This is a genomic window from Lutaonella thermophila (genome assembly GCF_055387725.1).
This window is the reverse complement of sequence record NZ_AP043783.1, coordinates 343,755-359,567: the sequence shown is the minus strand read 5'-3', so window position 1 is coordinate 359,567 and position 15,813 is coordinate 343,755. Positions and strand designations below refer to the sequence as shown.

The 15,813-nt window shown below is 36.3% G+C and carries 13 protein-coding genes and 1 tRNA gene; 5 read left to right on the top strand and 9 right to left on the bottom strand.

Annotation, left to right across the window (positions count from 1 at the left end; genetic code table 11):
- Nucleotides 1–6 precede the first annotated feature (6 nt).
- Entirely contained in the window at nucleotides 7–903 is an 897-nt protein-coding gene (locus tag ACZ5CF_RS01690; RefSeq protein ID WP_464579948.1) for a PorP/SprF family type IX secretion system membrane protein, read from the top strand.
- 9 nt (nucleotides 904–912) lie between these two features.
- On the opposite strand, the gene pth is transcribed toward ACZ5CF_RS01690, so the two are convergent.
- The 3 genes from pth to ACZ5CF_RS01675 form a co-directional block, all read right to left on the bottom strand.
- A complete protein-coding gene (gene pth / locus ACZ5CF_RS01685; protein ID WP_464579946.1) occupies nucleotides 913–1,542 on the bottom strand; it encodes an aminoacyl-tRNA hydrolase in 630 nt (209 codons plus the stop codon).
- A 75-nt stretch (nucleotides 1,543–1,617) separates the two neighbouring features.
- Nucleotides 1,618–2,253 carry a 50S ribosomal protein L25/general stress protein Ctc gene (locus ACZ5CF_RS01680; RefSeq protein ID WP_464579945.1) on the bottom strand — a complete coding sequence of 212 codons (636 nt, stop codon included), beginning with the start codon at nucleotides 2,251–2,253 and terminating at the stop codon, nucleotides 1,618–1,620.
- Between the two features lie 19 nt (nucleotides 2,254–2,272).
- Nucleotides 2,273–3,214, bottom strand: a complete 942-nt coding sequence (locus tag ACZ5CF_RS01675; RefSeq protein ID WP_464579944.1) for a ribose-phosphate pyrophosphokinase — start codon at nucleotides 3,212–3,214, stop codon at nucleotides 2,273–2,275.
- Nucleotides 3,215–3,358: 144 nt separating this feature from the next.
- Here ACZ5CF_RS01675 and ACZ5CF_RS01670 point away from each other — a divergent pair.
- Nucleotides 3,359–3,440 (top strand) — tRNA-Leu (locus tag ACZ5CF_RS01670).
- Nucleotides 3,441–3,471: 31 nt separating this feature from the next.
- On the opposite strand, the gene ACZ5CF_RS01665 is transcribed toward ACZ5CF_RS01670, so the two are convergent.
- Together ACZ5CF_RS01665 and ACZ5CF_RS01660 are read right to left on the bottom strand one after the other, a co-directional pair.
- Complete coding sequence (locus tag ACZ5CF_RS01665; protein ID WP_464579942.1) at nucleotides 3,472–3,897, bottom strand: LexA family protein; 426 nt, start codon at nucleotides 3,895–3,897, stop codon at nucleotides 3,472–3,474.
- Nucleotides 3,894–5,150, bottom strand: coding sequence for a Y-family DNA polymerase (locus ACZ5CF_RS01660; RefSeq protein ID WP_464580860.1), 1,257 nt, complete (start codon nucleotides 5,148–5,150; stop codon nucleotides 3,894–3,896). Before ACZ5CF_RS01660 ends, ACZ5CF_RS01665 begins: the two co-directional genes overlap by 4 nt.
- 142 nt (nucleotides 5,151–5,292) lie before the next feature.
- Between ACZ5CF_RS01660 and ACZ5CF_RS01655 the strand changes: the two genes are divergently transcribed.
- On the top strand, nucleotides 5,293–7,353 hold the full coding sequence (locus tag ACZ5CF_RS01655) for a response regulator (RefSeq protein ID WP_464579941.1): 2,061 nt from the start codon (nucleotides 5,293–5,295) through the stop codon (nucleotides 7,351–7,353).
- Nucleotides 7,354–7,361: 8 nt separating this feature from the next.
- Here ACZ5CF_RS01655 and ACZ5CF_RS01650 read toward each other — a convergent pair whose 3' ends face one another.
- Nucleotides 7,362–8,540 carry an acyl-CoA dehydrogenase family protein gene (locus tag ACZ5CF_RS01650; RefSeq protein ID WP_464579940.1) on the bottom strand — a complete coding sequence of 393 codons (1,179 nt, stop codon included), beginning with the start codon at nucleotides 8,538–8,540 and terminating at the stop codon, nucleotides 7,362–7,364.
- Between the two features lie 258 nt (nucleotides 8,541–8,798).
- On the opposite strand from ACZ5CF_RS01650, the gene ACZ5CF_RS01645 reads away from it, so the two are divergent.
- Entirely contained in the window at nucleotides 8,799–9,251 is a 453-nt protein-coding gene (locus ACZ5CF_RS01645; RefSeq protein WP_464579938.1) for a ferritin-like domain-containing protein, read from the top strand.
- A 56-nt stretch (nucleotides 9,252–9,307) separates the two neighbouring features.
- On the opposite strand, the gene ACZ5CF_RS01640 is transcribed toward ACZ5CF_RS01645, so the two are convergent.
- Genes ACZ5CF_RS01640 through ACZ5CF_RS01630 form a run of 3 tightly spaced genes read right to left on the bottom strand, consistent with a single transcriptional unit; the run spans nucleotide 9,308 to nucleotide 11,116 of the window.
- Nucleotides 9,308–10,021 (bottom strand): tRNA1(Val) (adenine(37)-N6)-methyltransferase, encoded by a 714-nt coding sequence (locus ACZ5CF_RS01640; protein WP_464579937.1) that lies wholly within the window; start codon nucleotides 10,019–10,021, stop codon nucleotides 9,308–9,310.
- A 15-nt stretch (nucleotides 10,022–10,036) separates the two neighbouring features.
- The gene (rimM, locus tag ACZ5CF_RS01635) at nucleotides 10,037–10,561 is read right to left on the bottom strand and encodes a ribosome maturation factor RimM (RefSeq protein WP_464579935.1); all 525 of its coding nucleotides are present in this window, start codon (nucleotides 10,559–10,561) and stop codon (nucleotides 10,037–10,039) included.
- A 9-nt stretch (nucleotides 10,562–10,570) separates the two neighbouring features.
- A complete protein-coding gene (locus tag ACZ5CF_RS01630) occupies nucleotides 10,571–11,116 on the bottom strand; it encodes a 30S ribosomal protein S16 (protein WP_464579933.1) in 546 nt (181 codons plus the stop codon).
- A 232-nt stretch (nucleotides 11,117–11,348) separates the two neighbouring features.
- Here ACZ5CF_RS01630 and dnaE point away from each other — a divergent pair, with 232 nt between their 5' ends.
- Nucleotides 11,349–15,734: a DNA polymerase III subunit alpha gene (dnaE, locus tag ACZ5CF_RS01625; RefSeq protein WP_464579932.1), complete on the top strand. Its 4,386-nt coding sequence runs from the start codon at nucleotides 11,349–11,351 to the stop codon at nucleotides 15,732–15,734.
- The last annotated feature ends 79 nt before the right edge of the window (nucleotides 15,735–15,813 follow it).

Sequence of the window (15,813 nt, the reverse complement as noted above, 5' to 3'; positions counted from 1 at the left end):
GTTTTCATGGGCAGATTACAAGTAGTTGTACTTAGTTTATTGTTTTTAGTGGGTTTGGGTGTGGCCAATGCGCAACAAGAACCAAATCCGGCATTTTACCAGCATATACAAGAATCGTATAATCCGGCATTTTCGGGCGCTAATGCATTACCTTCTGTTGTAGTTTTAATAAGAAGCCAATGGCAAGGTGTGCCAGAAGCTCCACAATCTCAATTTGCCATTGGTAGTATGCAGGTGAGTGATAGAGTAGGCTTAGGATTAAATATTATAAACGATAAAACATTTATAGAAAACCAAACTAAAGTATTTGCTGCCTTTTCATATAGAGTGCCAATATCTGCAGAAGACAACTTGTATCTTGGGTTAAGTGCCGGCGGAAACTTTTTAACTGTTAATGCACAAGGATTAGAAACTTATAATTATACCCCAGACCCTTTGTTACGAGACGAGAGTGTTTTTAACCCTAATGTTGGAGTTGGTATTTTGCTTAAAGGAGAAAAGTATTATTTAGGATTATCTACTCCGGGATTATTAAACACAAAACGATTTAAAGATGAAGAAGGAGTAGTTACTAACGCTACCGATAAGCCTCATGTTTATTTTACAGTAGGATACAACCATAACTTTAGTGATTATTGGGCTTTTAAACCAGCTTTCCTTATGCGTCATGTAAGTGGTATCCCTATCTCTTTAGATTTAACCGGTGCAGTGCAATACAAACAACAAATAGAATTAGGCTTAACCTATAAAACCGACAATGGTTTTGCTGCATTTGCTTTGGTTACGGTAGCCAATTGGTTAGATGTTGGTTATGCTTACGACAGTTCTTTTCGTTCTGAGCTCAGAGAAGCCGGGAGTAGTACTCACGAGGTAGTATTAAAATTCAAATTAAACAATCTGTAAGTTACGTTATTAAGTGTTATTGAATTGATTCATGGTAATGGGCAACCCGGCCATTACAAAAGATTTTATAGCTTCTATAGAACGGTTTAAACGCTCCGGGAGTTTTGCGTTTTCTTCTTCGCTCCACTCACCTAAAACATAATCTACTTGCCTTCCTTTAGGAAAATCGGCTCCTATACCAAACCTAAAACGGTTGTAGTTAATTGTACCTAATTGTTGCTGAATGTCTTTTAAACCATTATGCCCACCATCACTACCTTTAGCTTTTAACCTAATTGTGCCAAAGGGCAAGTTAATATCGTCTGTAATAACCAAGAGGTTTTCTATTGGGATTTTTTCTTTTTCTAACCAGTATTTAACTGCCTTCCCGCTTCTGTTCATGTAGGTAGAAGGCTTTAAAAAAATAAAAGTTCTTCCTTTTAATTTGTATTGTGCCACATCGCCTAATTTTACAGTCTCAAAAGAAAAATCTTCTTTTTGGGCAAAAGCATCAACTATTTTAAAACCAATATTATGACGTGTGTTTTGGTATTCTGCTCCAATATTTCCGAGGCCAACAATTAAGTATTTTTTCATTTCAGAGAAATCGCTACTTGTGTTTTTGTTTTTGCTAAACCAGCGTTGTAAGCAAGACAGCATGTTTAAATAAGTTTTGGCAAAAATAAAAAAGCATCTGCAATTGCAGATGCTTTTAGGGTATAAGTACTGTTTGTTTTATTCTTGAGTTGCTTCAGCTGCAGGAGCATCTGCTGCTGCTTCTGTTGTTTCATCTTCGTCTTCGTCATCAATATCATCAGCAACAGATACACGACTTCTCTTAACTTGTACCACAACAATATTGTCTGGATGTAAGATAGAGTAATCGTCGTTTCTTATATCGCCAACAGTAATTTTTTGACCAATACGAAGCTTTGTAATATCTACTTCTACGAAATCCGGTAAGTTAGCAGGAAGAGCTTTAATACGTAACTTACGTAAAGGAATACGTAATTTACCTCCGTTTAATACCCCTTTAGAAACTCCAACTGTTTTAACCGGAATTTCCATAGTAACCTCTTTATCTTCAAATAATTGATAGAAATCTACATGTAAGATTTTGTCGGTTACCGGATGAAACTGAATGTCTTGTAAAACAGCATTAATCTTCTCGCCATTGTCTAAATCAATTACTACCGTATGTACATCGGGAGTATAAACCAATTTAGAAAATGCTAATTCATCTGCTGAAAAGTGTAAGGGTTTATCTCCTCCGTATAATACGCAAGGAACCTTTCCAGCATTACGTAAGGCTTTGCTTGCTGCTTTGCCCACGCTTTCTCTTTGAGATCCTTTAATTGTAATTGACTTCATTATACTTAAATTAAATATATTACATTAAAAATTTAGAGCTTATAGATGTGTTGTGATGAACTCTGTGCATTACATCTGCAAAAAGCTCGGCACAACTAAGCACTTTTATTTTTTTGCTTTCTTTTTTTAACGGAATAGAATCTGTAACAATAAGCTCTTGCAACTTAGAGTTTTCTATTCTTTCGTAGGCATTACCTGATAAAATGGCGTGTGTTGCAATGGCTCTAACACTGAGTGCACCACGCTCCATCATTAAATCGGCTGCCTTGGCTAAAGTTCCGGCAGTATCTACCATATCGTCTACCAAAATCACATGTCTGTTTTCTACATTGCCTATTACCTCCATGTGGTCTACAACGTTTGCTTTTTTACGTTGTTTGTAACAAATAACCACATCACTTTCTAGGTATTTAGAGTAAGCATACGCTCTTTTAGAACCTCCCATATCTGGAGATGCTATGGTTAAATTTTCTAACCCGAGCGATTTTACATGTGGTAAAAAAATGGTAGAAGCAAATAAATGGTCTACCGGTTTTTCAAAGAACCCTTGTATCTGATCTGCATGCAGATCCATTGTTATAATTCGTGTTGCTCCGGCTGCTTCTAATAACTTTGCTACCAGCTTTGCGCCTATAGGAACACGAGGCTTGTCTTTGCGGTCTTGTCTGGCCCATCCAAAATATGGCATTACAGCTGTAATGTGTCTGGCAGACGCTCTTTTTGCAGCATCTAACATAAGGAGCATTTCCATTAAATGATCAGACCCGGGATGGGTAGATCCTATTATAAAAATACGTGCTCCTCTAATAGACTCTTCAAAAGAGGGCTGAAACTCGCCATCACTATATCTAGAGAACGTTACCTTGCCAAGCTCTGCACCAAATGCTTTTGCAATTTTTTCGCCCAAATCTTTACTTTGGGTGCATGCAAAAATCTTTGGTTCGGGAACCGTATAAGACATTTTAATTTGTTGTTTAGTAGTTAGTTACTGTTGTGTTGTTTTTAACGAGGTGCAAATTTAGAAATTTATTTGAACACCAAAAGCATAAATGTAGCTTATTTTGGTAATTTCAAAAAAAATATTTTATAGTTTTGCAATCCGCTTGCCTCGGTGGCGGAACTGGTAGACGCGCTGGATTCAAAATCCAGTTCCTTCGGGAGTGTGGGTTCGATTCCCACCCGAGGTACGAAGCTTCACTTTGTGAGGCTTTTTTTATGTTAAACTGCTTTTATAACATAAGTAACAATTCCCCAAATAATTAGGTCGCTCTCGGGAGTTACTTTTATTGGTTTATACTTTGGGTTTTCCGGCATTAACGTAACTTTTTTTCCTTGTATTTTTAAGCGTTTAACGGTAAACTCGCCATCTATAAAACATACTGCAATTTTGTTGTTTTGTGGTTCTAAACTTCTGTCTATTATTAATAAATCGCCATCATCTAACCCGGCATTCACCATCGAGTCTCCGCTTACTCGGGCATAAAACGTTGCTTCGGGGTGTTTTATAAGTTCTTTATCTAAGCTAATTCTAGATTCTTTAAAGTCTTCTGCCGGAGAAGGAAATCCAGCCGATATGCCTTCATCTACATAAGCAATAGTGGTAGTAGAGGGTTTAATAGGGTATATGGTTAATGCCTTTTTCATTTTACAACTATAATATCGTTAATATTTGTAGTGTATCTTGGCGATAAATGCTCTTGCCGCATTTTCCATGTTCTTGTTAGATCTTGGCTAGCAATTTTAACTTTATGCTCGCCGGTTTTACGGTTAATAAAGTCTATGACTTTCATTAAGTTACTATGTTTACCATCTTCTAATGCAAATAAAGATAGTTGCCTGTTGTTAGCGGGAGTAAGCCCACATACAATTACACCGGCTTTTTTATAGGCTATTGCGGGTTTGTAGATTTGTGTTACTGCTTGCACAGCATATTTTACAAGCATAATGCTAGAATTTGTAGGATGTGGTAAGGTAATTGCCAAGCTTTTGTTGTGTTGAGGCGCATTTTTTTTATGCTTATCGCTTCGTAAAAAAACAATAATCATGTTACAACAACTGTGTTGTTTTCTTAGTTTTTCGGCACAACTGGCAGCAAAAGTTGCAATGCGCTCTTTTATATTATCTAAATCAGAATAGGTGTACTCAAAACTTCGGGTAGTAGCTATTGCTTTTTTGGTTTTCGGGAATTCTAAATCTAACGTATTAATTCCTTGCAGCTCTTTTTTTAAACGAAGCCCTGTAATAGCCATATTGCTTTTTACCCACTGGTCTGGGAGGTTAACAAAATCTAACCCGGTTTTAACATGTTGTTTTTCTAAGCGTTTACTATGGCCATAACCAATACCCCAAATATCTTGTATGGTAATCCATTTTAATGCTTTAATACGTTTTTCTTCAGAGTCTATAACATAAACACCATTGGTAATATTGTTATATTTTTTAGCAATTTTATTTGCCACTTTTGCTAGTGCTTTAGTTGGGGCTATACCAATACTTATAGGAATACCGGTGCATTTATATACCCGATTTTTAATTTCTGTACCATATGCTACATAATCTATATTGGTAAATCCTGTAAACTTTAAAAAAGCTTCGTCTATACTGTACACTTCTATGTCTGGTGTAAAGTGAGTTAAAAGGGTCATAACCCTATTACTCATGTCTCCGTACAAGGGGTAGTTAGAAGAGAATACATGTACATTGTGTTGCTTAAAAAAATCTTGATACTTAAAAGCAGGTGCTCCCATGGGTAACCCCAGATTTTTAGCCTCGTCGCTTCTAGAGATTACACAACCGTCGTTGTTAGACAAAATGGCTATCGGTTTACCGTTTAATTGCGGTTTAAAAACGCGTTCGCAAGACGCGTAAAAATTATTACAATCTACCAGTGCAAACATACTTGTAAAGGTACGTAAACTTGCTTTTGTACACATTGTTTTAACAAAGCGATGTTGTTTTTAGGTTAAATTCGATGTACGGTAAAAAAAGAGCCTGTTTTTAGGCTTGTTTTTTGTAGTTTTATTGATTAGTGAATGAAGTATGCCGAAACAGTTTTTGCAGAAACGATACATTTATGCTATTCTGACGTTTGTTGGGCTGCTTTTTACGGTCTTAATTTTATGGAACGTATCGTTAAATTCGCAAAACAAACTTGCCCAGAATGAGCTTAGAACTTCAGGATTACTTACTTCGCAAGACTTCCTGTCTATTATAAAAAATGACATTCAGCTTTTAAAAAATCTCAAACACAGAATTGAGATGACCGATGGTGCTTATTTTGATTACTGGGAAGAAGATGCCAAGCTTATTATAGAGCAAAACCCGTCGTTTAAATTTATAGAATGGATAGATAGCTCTATGGTTATTAAAAAAGTAACGCCATTTAAAGGTAACGAAGCTGCTTTAGGGTTAGATATCTCTAAGCTGGATTACAGAAGAGACGAGTGGTTGCGCCATGCATCAGATTCTACTACAAACATAACCTCTTGGATTGCTCTTACGCAAGGCGGAAATGCTTTTTTGGTTGATGTGCCGGTGTATTTTAAAGGAAAATTTCAAGGAACCATAACAGCCGGAATGGATTTTACCAGTCATTTTAATGAACTCTCCGAAGGTCTTGAAGGAAAATATGCTATTGAAATTCTGGACGACAAGCAAACCACATTTTATAATTTTAACAACTATAAAGTTTTAGCTGAAAAAGATGGAGATTTTATATTTTCTGATACGTTTGATATTGATTTAGCCGATGGGCAGAAATGGATATTTAGCATACAACCAACCGATTTAAGCTTGCTCTCAGACCGTAAGAGAAACATGTTTTTTAGCCTGTTGTTTGGTATTTTATTAACGGTATTAATGAGTTTGTTGGTGTTTTTCTTTCAAACATCTAAACGTGAAACTCGAAATGTGCAAAAAGCAAATTTTAAGCTCAAGCAAGCCAATACACTTTTAGAGCAAGAGCGTATAAAGGCAGACGAAGCCTCTCAAGCAAAAACAGAATTCTTATCTAACATGAGTCATGAAATTAGAACTCCGTTAAATGCAATAATTGGATTTATAGAGTTACTTAAAGACATAGATTTAAAACAGACGGCCAAAGAGTATTTAACACTCATGGAAGGGTCGTCTAAAAAACTATTGGGTTTAATAGATAATATTCTGGAGATAGATAAAATTGAATCTGGTAAAATAACTTTTAAAGAAGAAACTTTTAATCCGCTTGTAGAGTTAAAAGAAATAGCTAAAATGTATGCCCCCGGAATAGAAGAGAAAGGGTTAACATTACAAATAAATACCCCATCGGAAAGCTATAATTTTGTTCGTGGAGATTTAGGTAAATACAGCCAAATAATTACCAATTTATTACGTAATGCTGTTAAGTTTACCAAAGAAGGAAAAATAGAGGTTGATTATAAAGAGCAAGTTTCAGGGAATACCTTGGTATTGTTTATGTCTGTTTCAGATACAGGAATAGGAATGCCAGAACACAAGCAAAGTGCTATTTTTGATAGGTTTATTCAAGTAGATTCAAGTACTACAAAAGAACACGAAGGTAGCGGTTTAGGGCTTTATATAACCAACCACTTGGTTAAACTTTTAGGAGGCTCTATTGCTGTTAGTAGTAAGCAAGGCAAAGGAACAACGTTTGATTTAGAATTAAAGTTTCCGCTTTCAGATTCATGTGAAGTAGATTTGTCTGCTACAGAAAATAACGAGGTGCCAAATTTTAACAATTTTAAGGTGTTAGTGGTAGATGATAACAAGCTTAATGTGTTGGTAATGCAAAAATCGTTAGAGCGTTTAGGAATAAATCCGGATGTTGCTCATAATGGTGAAGAAGCTATAGAGAAAGCCACAACCAATAATTACCATTTAATTTTCATGGATTTACACATGCCTAAAATGGATGGTTTTGAGGCAACCCAAAAAATTAGAGAAACACAAAAAAATGTGTTAATAGTTGGATTGTCTGCCAATGTAACAAAAGAGGCCATAGAGCAATCTAAGAGTGTTGGTATGAACGATTATTTAACCAAGCCCATTACACAAGAAGGGCTGTCTAAAAAACTCTCTTCATATCACACTATGGCCACTTAAAATGGTCATTACTTAAAAGCTGGATAACCTGTAATATCTGCTCCGGTAATAAGTAAATGTATATCGTGTGTACCCTCGTAAGTAATTACACTTTCTAAATTCATCATATGGCGCATAATGCTATACTCTCCTGTAATTCCCATACCGCCTAAAATTTGTCTTGCTTCGCGCGCAATTTTTATAGCCATTTCTACATTATTACGCTTAGCCATAGAAATTTGTGCCGATGTAGCACGCCCTTCTTCACGAAGCACACCTAAACGCCATGCTAACAATTGAGCTTTAGTTATTTCGGTAATCATTTCGGCAAGCTTCTTTTGCTGTAATTGGTAAGCAGCAATTGGTTTACCAAATTGTTCGCGCTCTTTGGCATAGCGTAAAGCAGTATCATAACAATCCATAGCGGCACCAATAGCACCCCAAGCAATACCAAATCGGGCAGAATCTAAGCAGCTTAACGGAGCTCCCAATCCATTTTTCCCAGGAAGTAAATTTTCTTTAGGAACTTTAACATTATCAAAAATAAGTTCGCCGGTGGCAGAAGCTCTAAGAGACCATTTGTTATGAGTTTCAGGAGTAGTGAAACCTTCCATACCACGCTCTACTATAAGACCATGAATTCTACCTTCTTCGTTTTTAGCCCAAACAACTGCTATTTGAGCAAAAGGAGCATTAGAAATCCACATTTTAGCTCCGTTTAAAAGATAATGGTCTCCCATATCTTTAAACTTAGTTTCCATTCCTCCCGGATTAGAACCATGGTTTGGCTCTGTTAATCCAAAGCACCCCATCCACTCACCAGAGGCTAACTTCGGTAAGTATTTTTTGCGCTGTTCTTCTGTACCGTACTTCCAAATAGGGTACATAACCAAAGACGATTGAACCGATGCGGTAGAACGAACACCGCTATCGCCTCGTTCTATTTCTTGCATAATTAAACCATAGCTAATTTGGTCTAAACCGGCTCCGCCATACTCAACGGGAATATACGGGCCAAAGGCGCCAATTTCTGCTAATCCGTTAATTAATTGTTTAGGGAATTCTGCACGTTGTGCATACTCTTCTATAATCGGAGATACTTCTCTTTTAACCCACTGCCTGGCTGCATCTCTAACCAGTTTATGCTCATCGGTTAAAAGGTCATCTAAATTATAATAATCTGGTGCTTCAAAAAGGTCTGGTTTCATGATAATTAATTAAAGTTTTCAAAGGTAATTAATTCGTAAAACGTAACAAAAAAGCATTCAAACTTGTTTTTTTAAAGCTTTTGTTTTATGGACTAAATACGTGCAATTAAAAGGGTTTAACACTTGTTAAGAATTGTTGTTAAACTCATTTTAAAGTTGTTAAAATACTTGACTTTAAAGGGTTTGCGTATTATTTTAATAATGCGTTACCGAAAATCGGTAGCCTTAGATGTTTAATTAAAAAATGAAGAGGATATTATGAAGTATACAGAGAAAATTTCAAACAAATTAAATCAATTATTATCTAAAAGTTACGATGCAGCTAAAGGATATAAAAAAGCTGTAGAAAATGTTAACGATACAGACATTAAAATGTTTTTAAAGAATATGTCTGGCCAACGTGAGCGTTTTGCTACGGATTTAAGACAAGAAATTTTAAGTTATGGAGAACTGCCGGAAGATAGCGGTAGTGTAGCCGGAGCAGCACACAGAGCCTGGATGGATTTGCGATCGTTATTTAGTAGTAACGATGAGCAGGCCATTTTAAAAGAATGTATTAGAGGTGAGAAAGCTGCAATAGAAGAGTATAATGATATTTTAAAAGATAGCGATGTATTGCCACCAACCACGGTTGCAATGCTTACTAGACATAGAGATTACATACAACAAGCTATTAATAATGTTAAAGTACTAGAAGAAGCTGTATCCTAAGTATATGGTTTAAGTTAGTTAGTTAATTAAGAGCCAAGGTTTTTACCTTGGCTTTTTTACATTTTTAGGTAAAAATCTTGGGTAAGGTTTATATACTCTTGTGTGTAATTATGGCGTTCAACTTCTATGGTTAGCTCGGTTTCTGTTAAATGTTTTGTTTGATTGGAAAATGCAATTAAACTACGCTTAATTGGGGAGTTTGGAGTGCCTTTAACTCGCGTAATTTTAATAGGATGTAAGTTGTATTGATTGGCAATTTCTAAAAAAGAATGTTCATTTTTAAACGGAATCACAACACAGAAAATACCGTTTTCGGCTAAAAGTTTAGATGCGCACTTAATAAGAGTGTTAAAAGATAAATAATTGGTGTTTCTGGCAACATCACGTTGGGCATTTTTGGCTGGTACTTGCTCTGTAAAAAAGGGAGGATTTGCTACAATTAAATCGTAAGGCTCGTCTATTTCGTCGGCAAAATCTTCAACAGAAGCATGATAACAAAACAGTCTGTCGTTAAACGGTGAAGCTTCAAAATTCTCTACACACTCTTCAAAAGCATCGGCATCAATTTCTACGGCATCTATAATTTCAGCACTTGTTCTCTGTGCTAACATCAACGCAAGTAAACCGGTTCCGGCTCCAATGTCTAAAATGGCGCATGGGTTGTGTTGTATGGGCGCCCAAGCTCCTAATAAAACACCATCTGTACCAACTTTCATGGCGCTTTTATCTTGCCTAACAGAAAATTGTTTAAAAACAAAAGGTTTAGCCATGTAAGTTTTTAATGTTTATAAGTAAAGTTCTATTAATCCTTCCGGGGTTTCAACATGTATGGTTTTTGCAGCTCTGTCTACTTTTTTAATGATATCATCATTAATAGGAATAAGCAGCTCTTTACCATTAAAATCTACTTCAAAAAGAGCTTGTGCAGTAGTATCGTTTACTGCTTTAATAGAGCCAATATTGCCATGATTGCTATCTAAAATGGTAAAACCAATTACCTCATGGTAGTAAAATTTATTCCCCGAAAGCTTAGGAAGCATAGACAAAGGAAGATAAAGCTCAGTGCCCAAAAGCTTATTGGCCTCTTCTTCGGTAGAGACATCTTCAAACTGAATGCGTAATAAGTTTGATTTATGTAGTCCGGATTTAGCAATAAAAAAAGGAATCAGGCTGTTGCCAAAGGCAACCAGCACTGATTCCATATTTTCGTAGATTTCGGGTTCGTCGGTATCTAATTTTACCAATACTTCCCCTTTAAAGCTAAACTTTTTTACAATTTTCCCGAGATAGAAGCAATCTTCTTTTCTCATGAAAAAGTATTAAGCGTCTGCTTCTTTGTTTTCTTCTGCAGGAGCTTCAGCTACAGTTTCTTCGGTAGCTTCTGCTGTTTCCTCTACAGCCTCTGCAGTTTCTTCTGCAGGTTGTGCAGCAGCTTTACGCTTTTCGCTAATTTCTTTTTCTGCTTCAAGTTGCTTAGCCTTAGCTTCTTCTTTAGCTTTGGTTAAGCTGTCTTTTTTAGCTTCTACCTTTTTAGCTTTTTCTTCTAACCAAGCTTGAAATTTTTTCTCAGCTTCTTCTTCAGAAAAAGCACCCTTAGCAACCCCTCCTAATAAATGATGCTTAAGCATAACTCCTTTGTAAGACAAAATGCGTCTTGCAGTTTCAGTTGGTTGTGCACCATTCTGTAACCACTTTACAGAGCTGTCTACATTAACTTCAATTTGAGCAGGGTTTGTGTTTGGGTTGTAAATTCCTAGTTTTTCTAAAAATTTACCATCTCTTTTAGCGCGCGAATCGGCAGCTACAATCCAGTAAAAAGGCTTTCCTTTTTTACCGTGACGTTGTAATCTAATTTTAACAGGCATAGTTAATTAATTAGTGAGGTACTCGACCTCGGTTATTAATTTATTAAACACTTTACTCGAAAGTGGGTGCAAATATACATGTTTTTTGTTAAAATCAATACTCGTCATAGTTTATTTTTGTTTGATTTTAAGAGAGTTGTGAGTGGTTAGTAACTTCTAATAAAATCTTTTTTCATTACTTTAAAATATAAGTAGTTTTAGCCTTGAAATTCACCTAAGTTTTTTTGCATTTATGTACCTGATTTTTGACACAGAAACCACCGGATTACCAAAACGATGGGATGCCCCAACAACCGATGTAGATAATTGGCCAAGAGCGGTACAAATTGCTTGGCAATTGCACGATGAGCTGGGAAATTTAGTAGAGCAAAAAGACTTTTTAATTAAACCGGAAGGCTTTAATGTACCGTTTGATGCAGAACGAATTCATGGTATATCTACAGAGTTGGCAGAGGCTAAGGGAGTTTCAATACATCAGGTATTACATGAATTTAATGCAGCATTAGCCAAAACAAAATTTGTTGTAGGGCAAAATGTTGGTTTTGATGTTAATGTAATGGGGGCAGAGTTTCACAGGGCAAATGTGCAAACTCCGTTAGAACAACTGCCGGTTTTAGATACTTGTACAGAAACAACAGCAGAGTTGTGCAAAATTCCCGGAGGTAGAGGCGGAAAATTTAAACTACCAACACTTACAGAACTTCATCAATTTTTGTTTCAGGATGGTTTTGAAGAGGCACATAATGCAACTGCCGATGTAGAGGCAACTGCGCGATGCTTTTTTGAGCTTATTAGAAGACAAGTATTTACAGCCGAAGAATTAGATGTAACACCAGATTATTTTAATCGTTTTTCAGAATCAAATCCTCAACCAATACAACTTGTAGGGCTTAAGCATATTAATTTAAAAGAAGCTTCACAGCAAATTCGTGAAGCATTAGCCAAACAAGAACCTTCACAAGAAGTTTCTAAAGAAGAAATAAAACAAAACGAAAAAGAACTTGCCACCGTAAGCTTTGCACACTTACACAACCATTCACAATTTTCGGTTTTACAAGCAACGTCCAGCATTCCTGATTTGGTAGCAGCAACAGCTAAAGCAAAAATGCCGGCCGTAGCACTCACCGACATAGCTAACATGATGGGGGCTTTTCATTTTGTGCAAGCCGTTAGCAACCATAATAAAAAAGCTAAAGAAAAAAATAAAGAAGCTTTAGAAAAAGGCGAAACGCCAACAGAGGTAGAAATTAAACCTATTGTAGGATGCGAATTTTATGTGTGTGAAAACCATACTGATAAAACCCGCAAAGACAATGGCTACATGATTGTAATGTTAGCCAAAAACAAAAACGGGTATCATAACCTGGCTAAAATGTCTTCTATAGCCTACACAGATGGGTTTTACTATGTGCCCAGAATAGATAAAGAAGTAATTAAACAATATAAAGAAGATGTAATTGTACTTACCGGGGGACTTTACGGTGAGGTTCCGAGTAAAATTTTAAACGTTGGTGAAGCCCAGGCAGAAGAAGCACTATTATGGTGGAAAGAGCAGTTTGGTGACGATTTATATATAGAAATCATGCGTCATGGTCAAGAAGACGAAGACAGAGTTAATGAGGTTTTGGTTGAGTTTTCAAAAAAGCATAACATAAAATTAGTTGCCACCAACAATACCTTTTACATTGATAAAGAAGATGCTAATGCACACGATATTTTACTGTGTGTAAAAGACGGAGAGAAACAAGCAACCCCAATAGGAAGAGGCAGAGGTTACAGATACGGGCTTCCAAATCAAGAATACTACTTTAAGAGTAGTGACGAAATGAAAGAGCGTTTTAAAGATTTGCCGGAAGCCATAAGCAACATTCAAGAAATTATAGATAAAGTAACACCTTTTGAGCTGGCAAGAGATGTATTACTTCCTAAATTTAATATACCCGAAGAGTTTCAGCACAAACAAGATAAAATAGACGGTGGTAAGCGAGGTGAAAACGCATACTTACGTCACTTAACATTTGAGGGAGCAAAAGAACGCTACGGAGAAATTACTCCCGAAATTGAAGAGCGTTTAAACTTTGAGTTAGATGTAATAGAAAAAACTGGATATCCCGGATACTTTTTAATAGTAGAAGATTTTATTAGGGCAGCCAGAGAAATGGGAGTTTCTGTTGGGCCCGGAAGAGGATCTGCAGCAGGGAGCGCCGTAGCCTACTGTTTAAAAATTACCAATTTAGACCCTATTAAATACGATTTGCTTTTTGAGCGATTTTTAAATCCGGATAGGGTTAGTATGCCCGATATAGATATAGATTTTGATGACGAAGGTAGAACCAAAGTAATGGAGTATGTAATTAATAAATATGGTAGTAATCAAGTAGCGCAAATTATTACGTATGGTACAATGGCTGCAAAATCATCTATCAGAGATACGGCCAGAGTACTTGATTTACCATTACATGAAGCCGATAGGATAGCTAAACTTATACCCAACACCAAGCTTAAAAAAATATTTGGTAAAACAGAGCAAGAATTAAAAGAACAGTTTCGTTCAGACGAAGTTCAAAAAATAAAAGAACTCTTAGAACTTTCTGAAGGAGATGGCTTAGAAGCTCAAACTATTAATCAGGCTAGAGTTTTAGAAGGCTCATTGCGTAATACAGGTATTCATGCTTGTGGTGTAATTATTACTCCGGACGATATTACCAATTTTGTTCCGGTTGCAACCGCTAAAGATTCAGATTTATGGGTAACTCAATTTGATAACAGTGTTGTAGAAAGCGCAGGACTTTTAAAAATGGACTTCTTAGGGCTTAAAACCCTGACACTTATAAAAGACACTGTAAAAATTGTAAAAGCAAAACACGGAATAGAATTAGACCCGGAGAACTTTCCGTTAGACGATAAAAAAACATATGAGCTCTTTCAACGAGGTGAAACCGTTGGGATTTTTCAATACGAATCGCCTGGAATGCAAAAGTATATGAAAGAGCTAAAGCCAACAGTGTTTGATGACCTGATTGCGATGAACGCACTATACAGACCGGGTCCGATGGATTATATTCCGAGTTTTATTAGAAGAAAGCACGGTGAAGAAGAGATTGTGTACGACCTTCCGGAGATGGAAGAATACCTTAAAGAAACCTATGGTATTACCGTTTATCAAGAGCAGGTAATGCTTCTGTCTCAAAAATTAGCAGGTTTTACCAAAGGTGAAGCCGATATGCTAAGGAAAGCAATGGGTAAAAAGATTTTTGCCTTACTACAAAAACTAAAACCTAAGTTTTTAGATGGTGGTGTTGCCAATGGTCATCCAAGAGACGTTTTAGAAAAAATCTGGAAAGATTGGGAGGCTTTTGCAAGCTATGCATTCAATAAATCGCACTCAACCTGCTATGCCTGGATTGCCTATCAAACAGCGTATTTAAAAGCACACTATCCGGCAGAGTATATGGCGGCTGTACTCTCTAATAACATGAACGATATTAAACAGGTAACGTTCTTTATGGAAGAGTGCAAGCGAATGAAACTTAACGTACTAGGGCCAGATGTAAACGAATCGTACTATAAATTCTCTGTAAATAAAGACAACGCAATTAGGTTTGGTATGGGGGCCATAAAAGGCGTTGGCCATGGTGCTGTAAAAACTATTGTAGAAAACAGAAAAAAAGACGGCCCGTATAAATCTATTTTTGATTTGGTAAAACGTATAGATTTACGCGCTGCCAATAAAAAAGCATTCGAGAACCTTGCCTTAGCAGGTGGTTTTGATTGCTTTACTAATACCCATAGAGCACAGTATTTTCATGATGATGGTGACGGCATGATGTTTTTAGAAAAAGTACTCAAATACGGGGCAAAATATAAGGAAAATAAAAATTCGGCACAGGTAAGTTTATTTGGTGAGGCTAGTGAGGTACAAATACCAGAACCACAAGTGCCACCATGTGAGAGCTGGGGTACGTTAGAGAAACTTCGTAGAGAGAAAGAAGTAGTTGGTATTTATATTTCAGGGCATCCGTTAGATGATTATAAATACGAGATGGATTTGTTTTGCAATGCAGGTGTAGGATACTTTAAAAAACTAAATGAGCACGTTAAAAAAGAGCTCTGGTTTGCCGGAGTCATAACAGATGTACAACACAGAGTGTCTAAAAACGGTAAAGGCTGGGCTGCATTTACTTTAGAAGATTACACAGATAGCCACGAGTTTAAAATTTTTGGAGAAGAGTATCTAAAGTACAGGCATTTTTTAGTTGTAAACTCATTTATATATGTAAAAGTATTGGTTAAAGAAGGCTGGATTAATAGAGAAACCGGTAAACAAGGAGAACCTCGTTTGCAATACAACACCATAATGCTGCTACAAGACGTAATGCAAACCCATGCCAAAAAAATTACTTTGCATGTAAAACTACAAGAACTGGCAGAGCAACGTATTAATGCGTTAAAACAAGTTGTAAAAGCACACAAGGGAGATCGTAAATTAACAATGGTTGTGCATGATAATGATGAAGATATAAAACTAAAAATGCCGAGCAGAAAAGTAAAAGTTAATATTTGCAAAGAGCTGTTAGAAGAGCTTAAAACACACGATGTATATTTTAAAGTAAATTAAGTATTATTAAAGGCAATTATTGTATAAGTAAAACCAATACATGCCGTGTAAAGTTTGGCAAAATATTTGACTACTTTTG

Bases quoted from the DNA above. Each gene is read 5' to 3' on its own strand.
- ACZ5CF_RS01665 (WP_464579942.1), bottom strand. From the start codon at position 3,897: ATGAAAAAGGCATTAACCATATACCCTATTAAACCCTCTACTACCACT.
- ACZ5CF_RS01690 (WP_464579948.1), top strand. From the start codon at position 7: ATGGGCAGATTACAAGTAGTTGTACTTAGTTTATTGTTTTTAGTGGGT.
- ACZ5CF_RS01640 (WP_464579937.1), bottom strand. From the start codon at position 10,021: ATGGCTAAACCTTTTGTTTTTAAACAATTTTCTGTTAGGCAAGATAAA.
- ACZ5CF_RS01645 (WP_464579938.1), top strand. From the start codon at position 8,799: ATGAAGTATACAGAGAAAATTTCAAACAAATTAAATCAATTATTATCT.
- dnaE (WP_464579932.1), top strand. From the start codon at position 11,349: ATGTACCTGATTTTTGACACAGAAACCACCGGATTACCAAAACGATGG.
- ACZ5CF_RS01660 (WP_464580860.1), bottom strand. From the start codon at position 5,150: ATGTTTGCACTGGTAGATTGTAATAATTTTTACGCGTCTTGCGAACGC.
- ACZ5CF_RS01655 (WP_464579941.1), top strand. From the start codon at position 5,293: ATGCCGAAACAGTTTTTGCAGAAACGATACATTTATGCTATTCTGACG.
- rimM (WP_464579935.1), bottom strand. From the start codon at position 10,561: ATGAGAAAAGAAGATTGCTTCTATCTCGGGAAAATTGTAAAAAAGTTT.
- pth (WP_464579946.1), bottom strand. From the start codon at position 1,542: ATGCTGTCTTGCTTACAACGCTGGTTTAGCAAAAACAAAAACACAAGT.
- ACZ5CF_RS01650 (WP_464579940.1), bottom strand. From the start codon at position 8,540: ATGAAACCAGACCTTTTTGAAGCACCAGATTATTATAATTTAGATGAC.
- ACZ5CF_RS01680 (WP_464579945.1), bottom strand. From the start codon at position 2,253: ATGAAGTCAATTACAATTAAAGGATCTCAAAGAGAAAGCGTGGGCAAA.
- ACZ5CF_RS01630 (WP_464579933.1), bottom strand. From the start codon at position 11,116: ATGCCTGTTAAAATTAGATTACAACGTCACGGTAAAAAAGGAAAGCCT.
- ACZ5CF_RS01675 (WP_464579944.1), bottom strand. From the start codon at position 3,214: ATGTCTTATACGGTTCCCGAACCAAAGATTTTTGCATGCACCCAAAGT.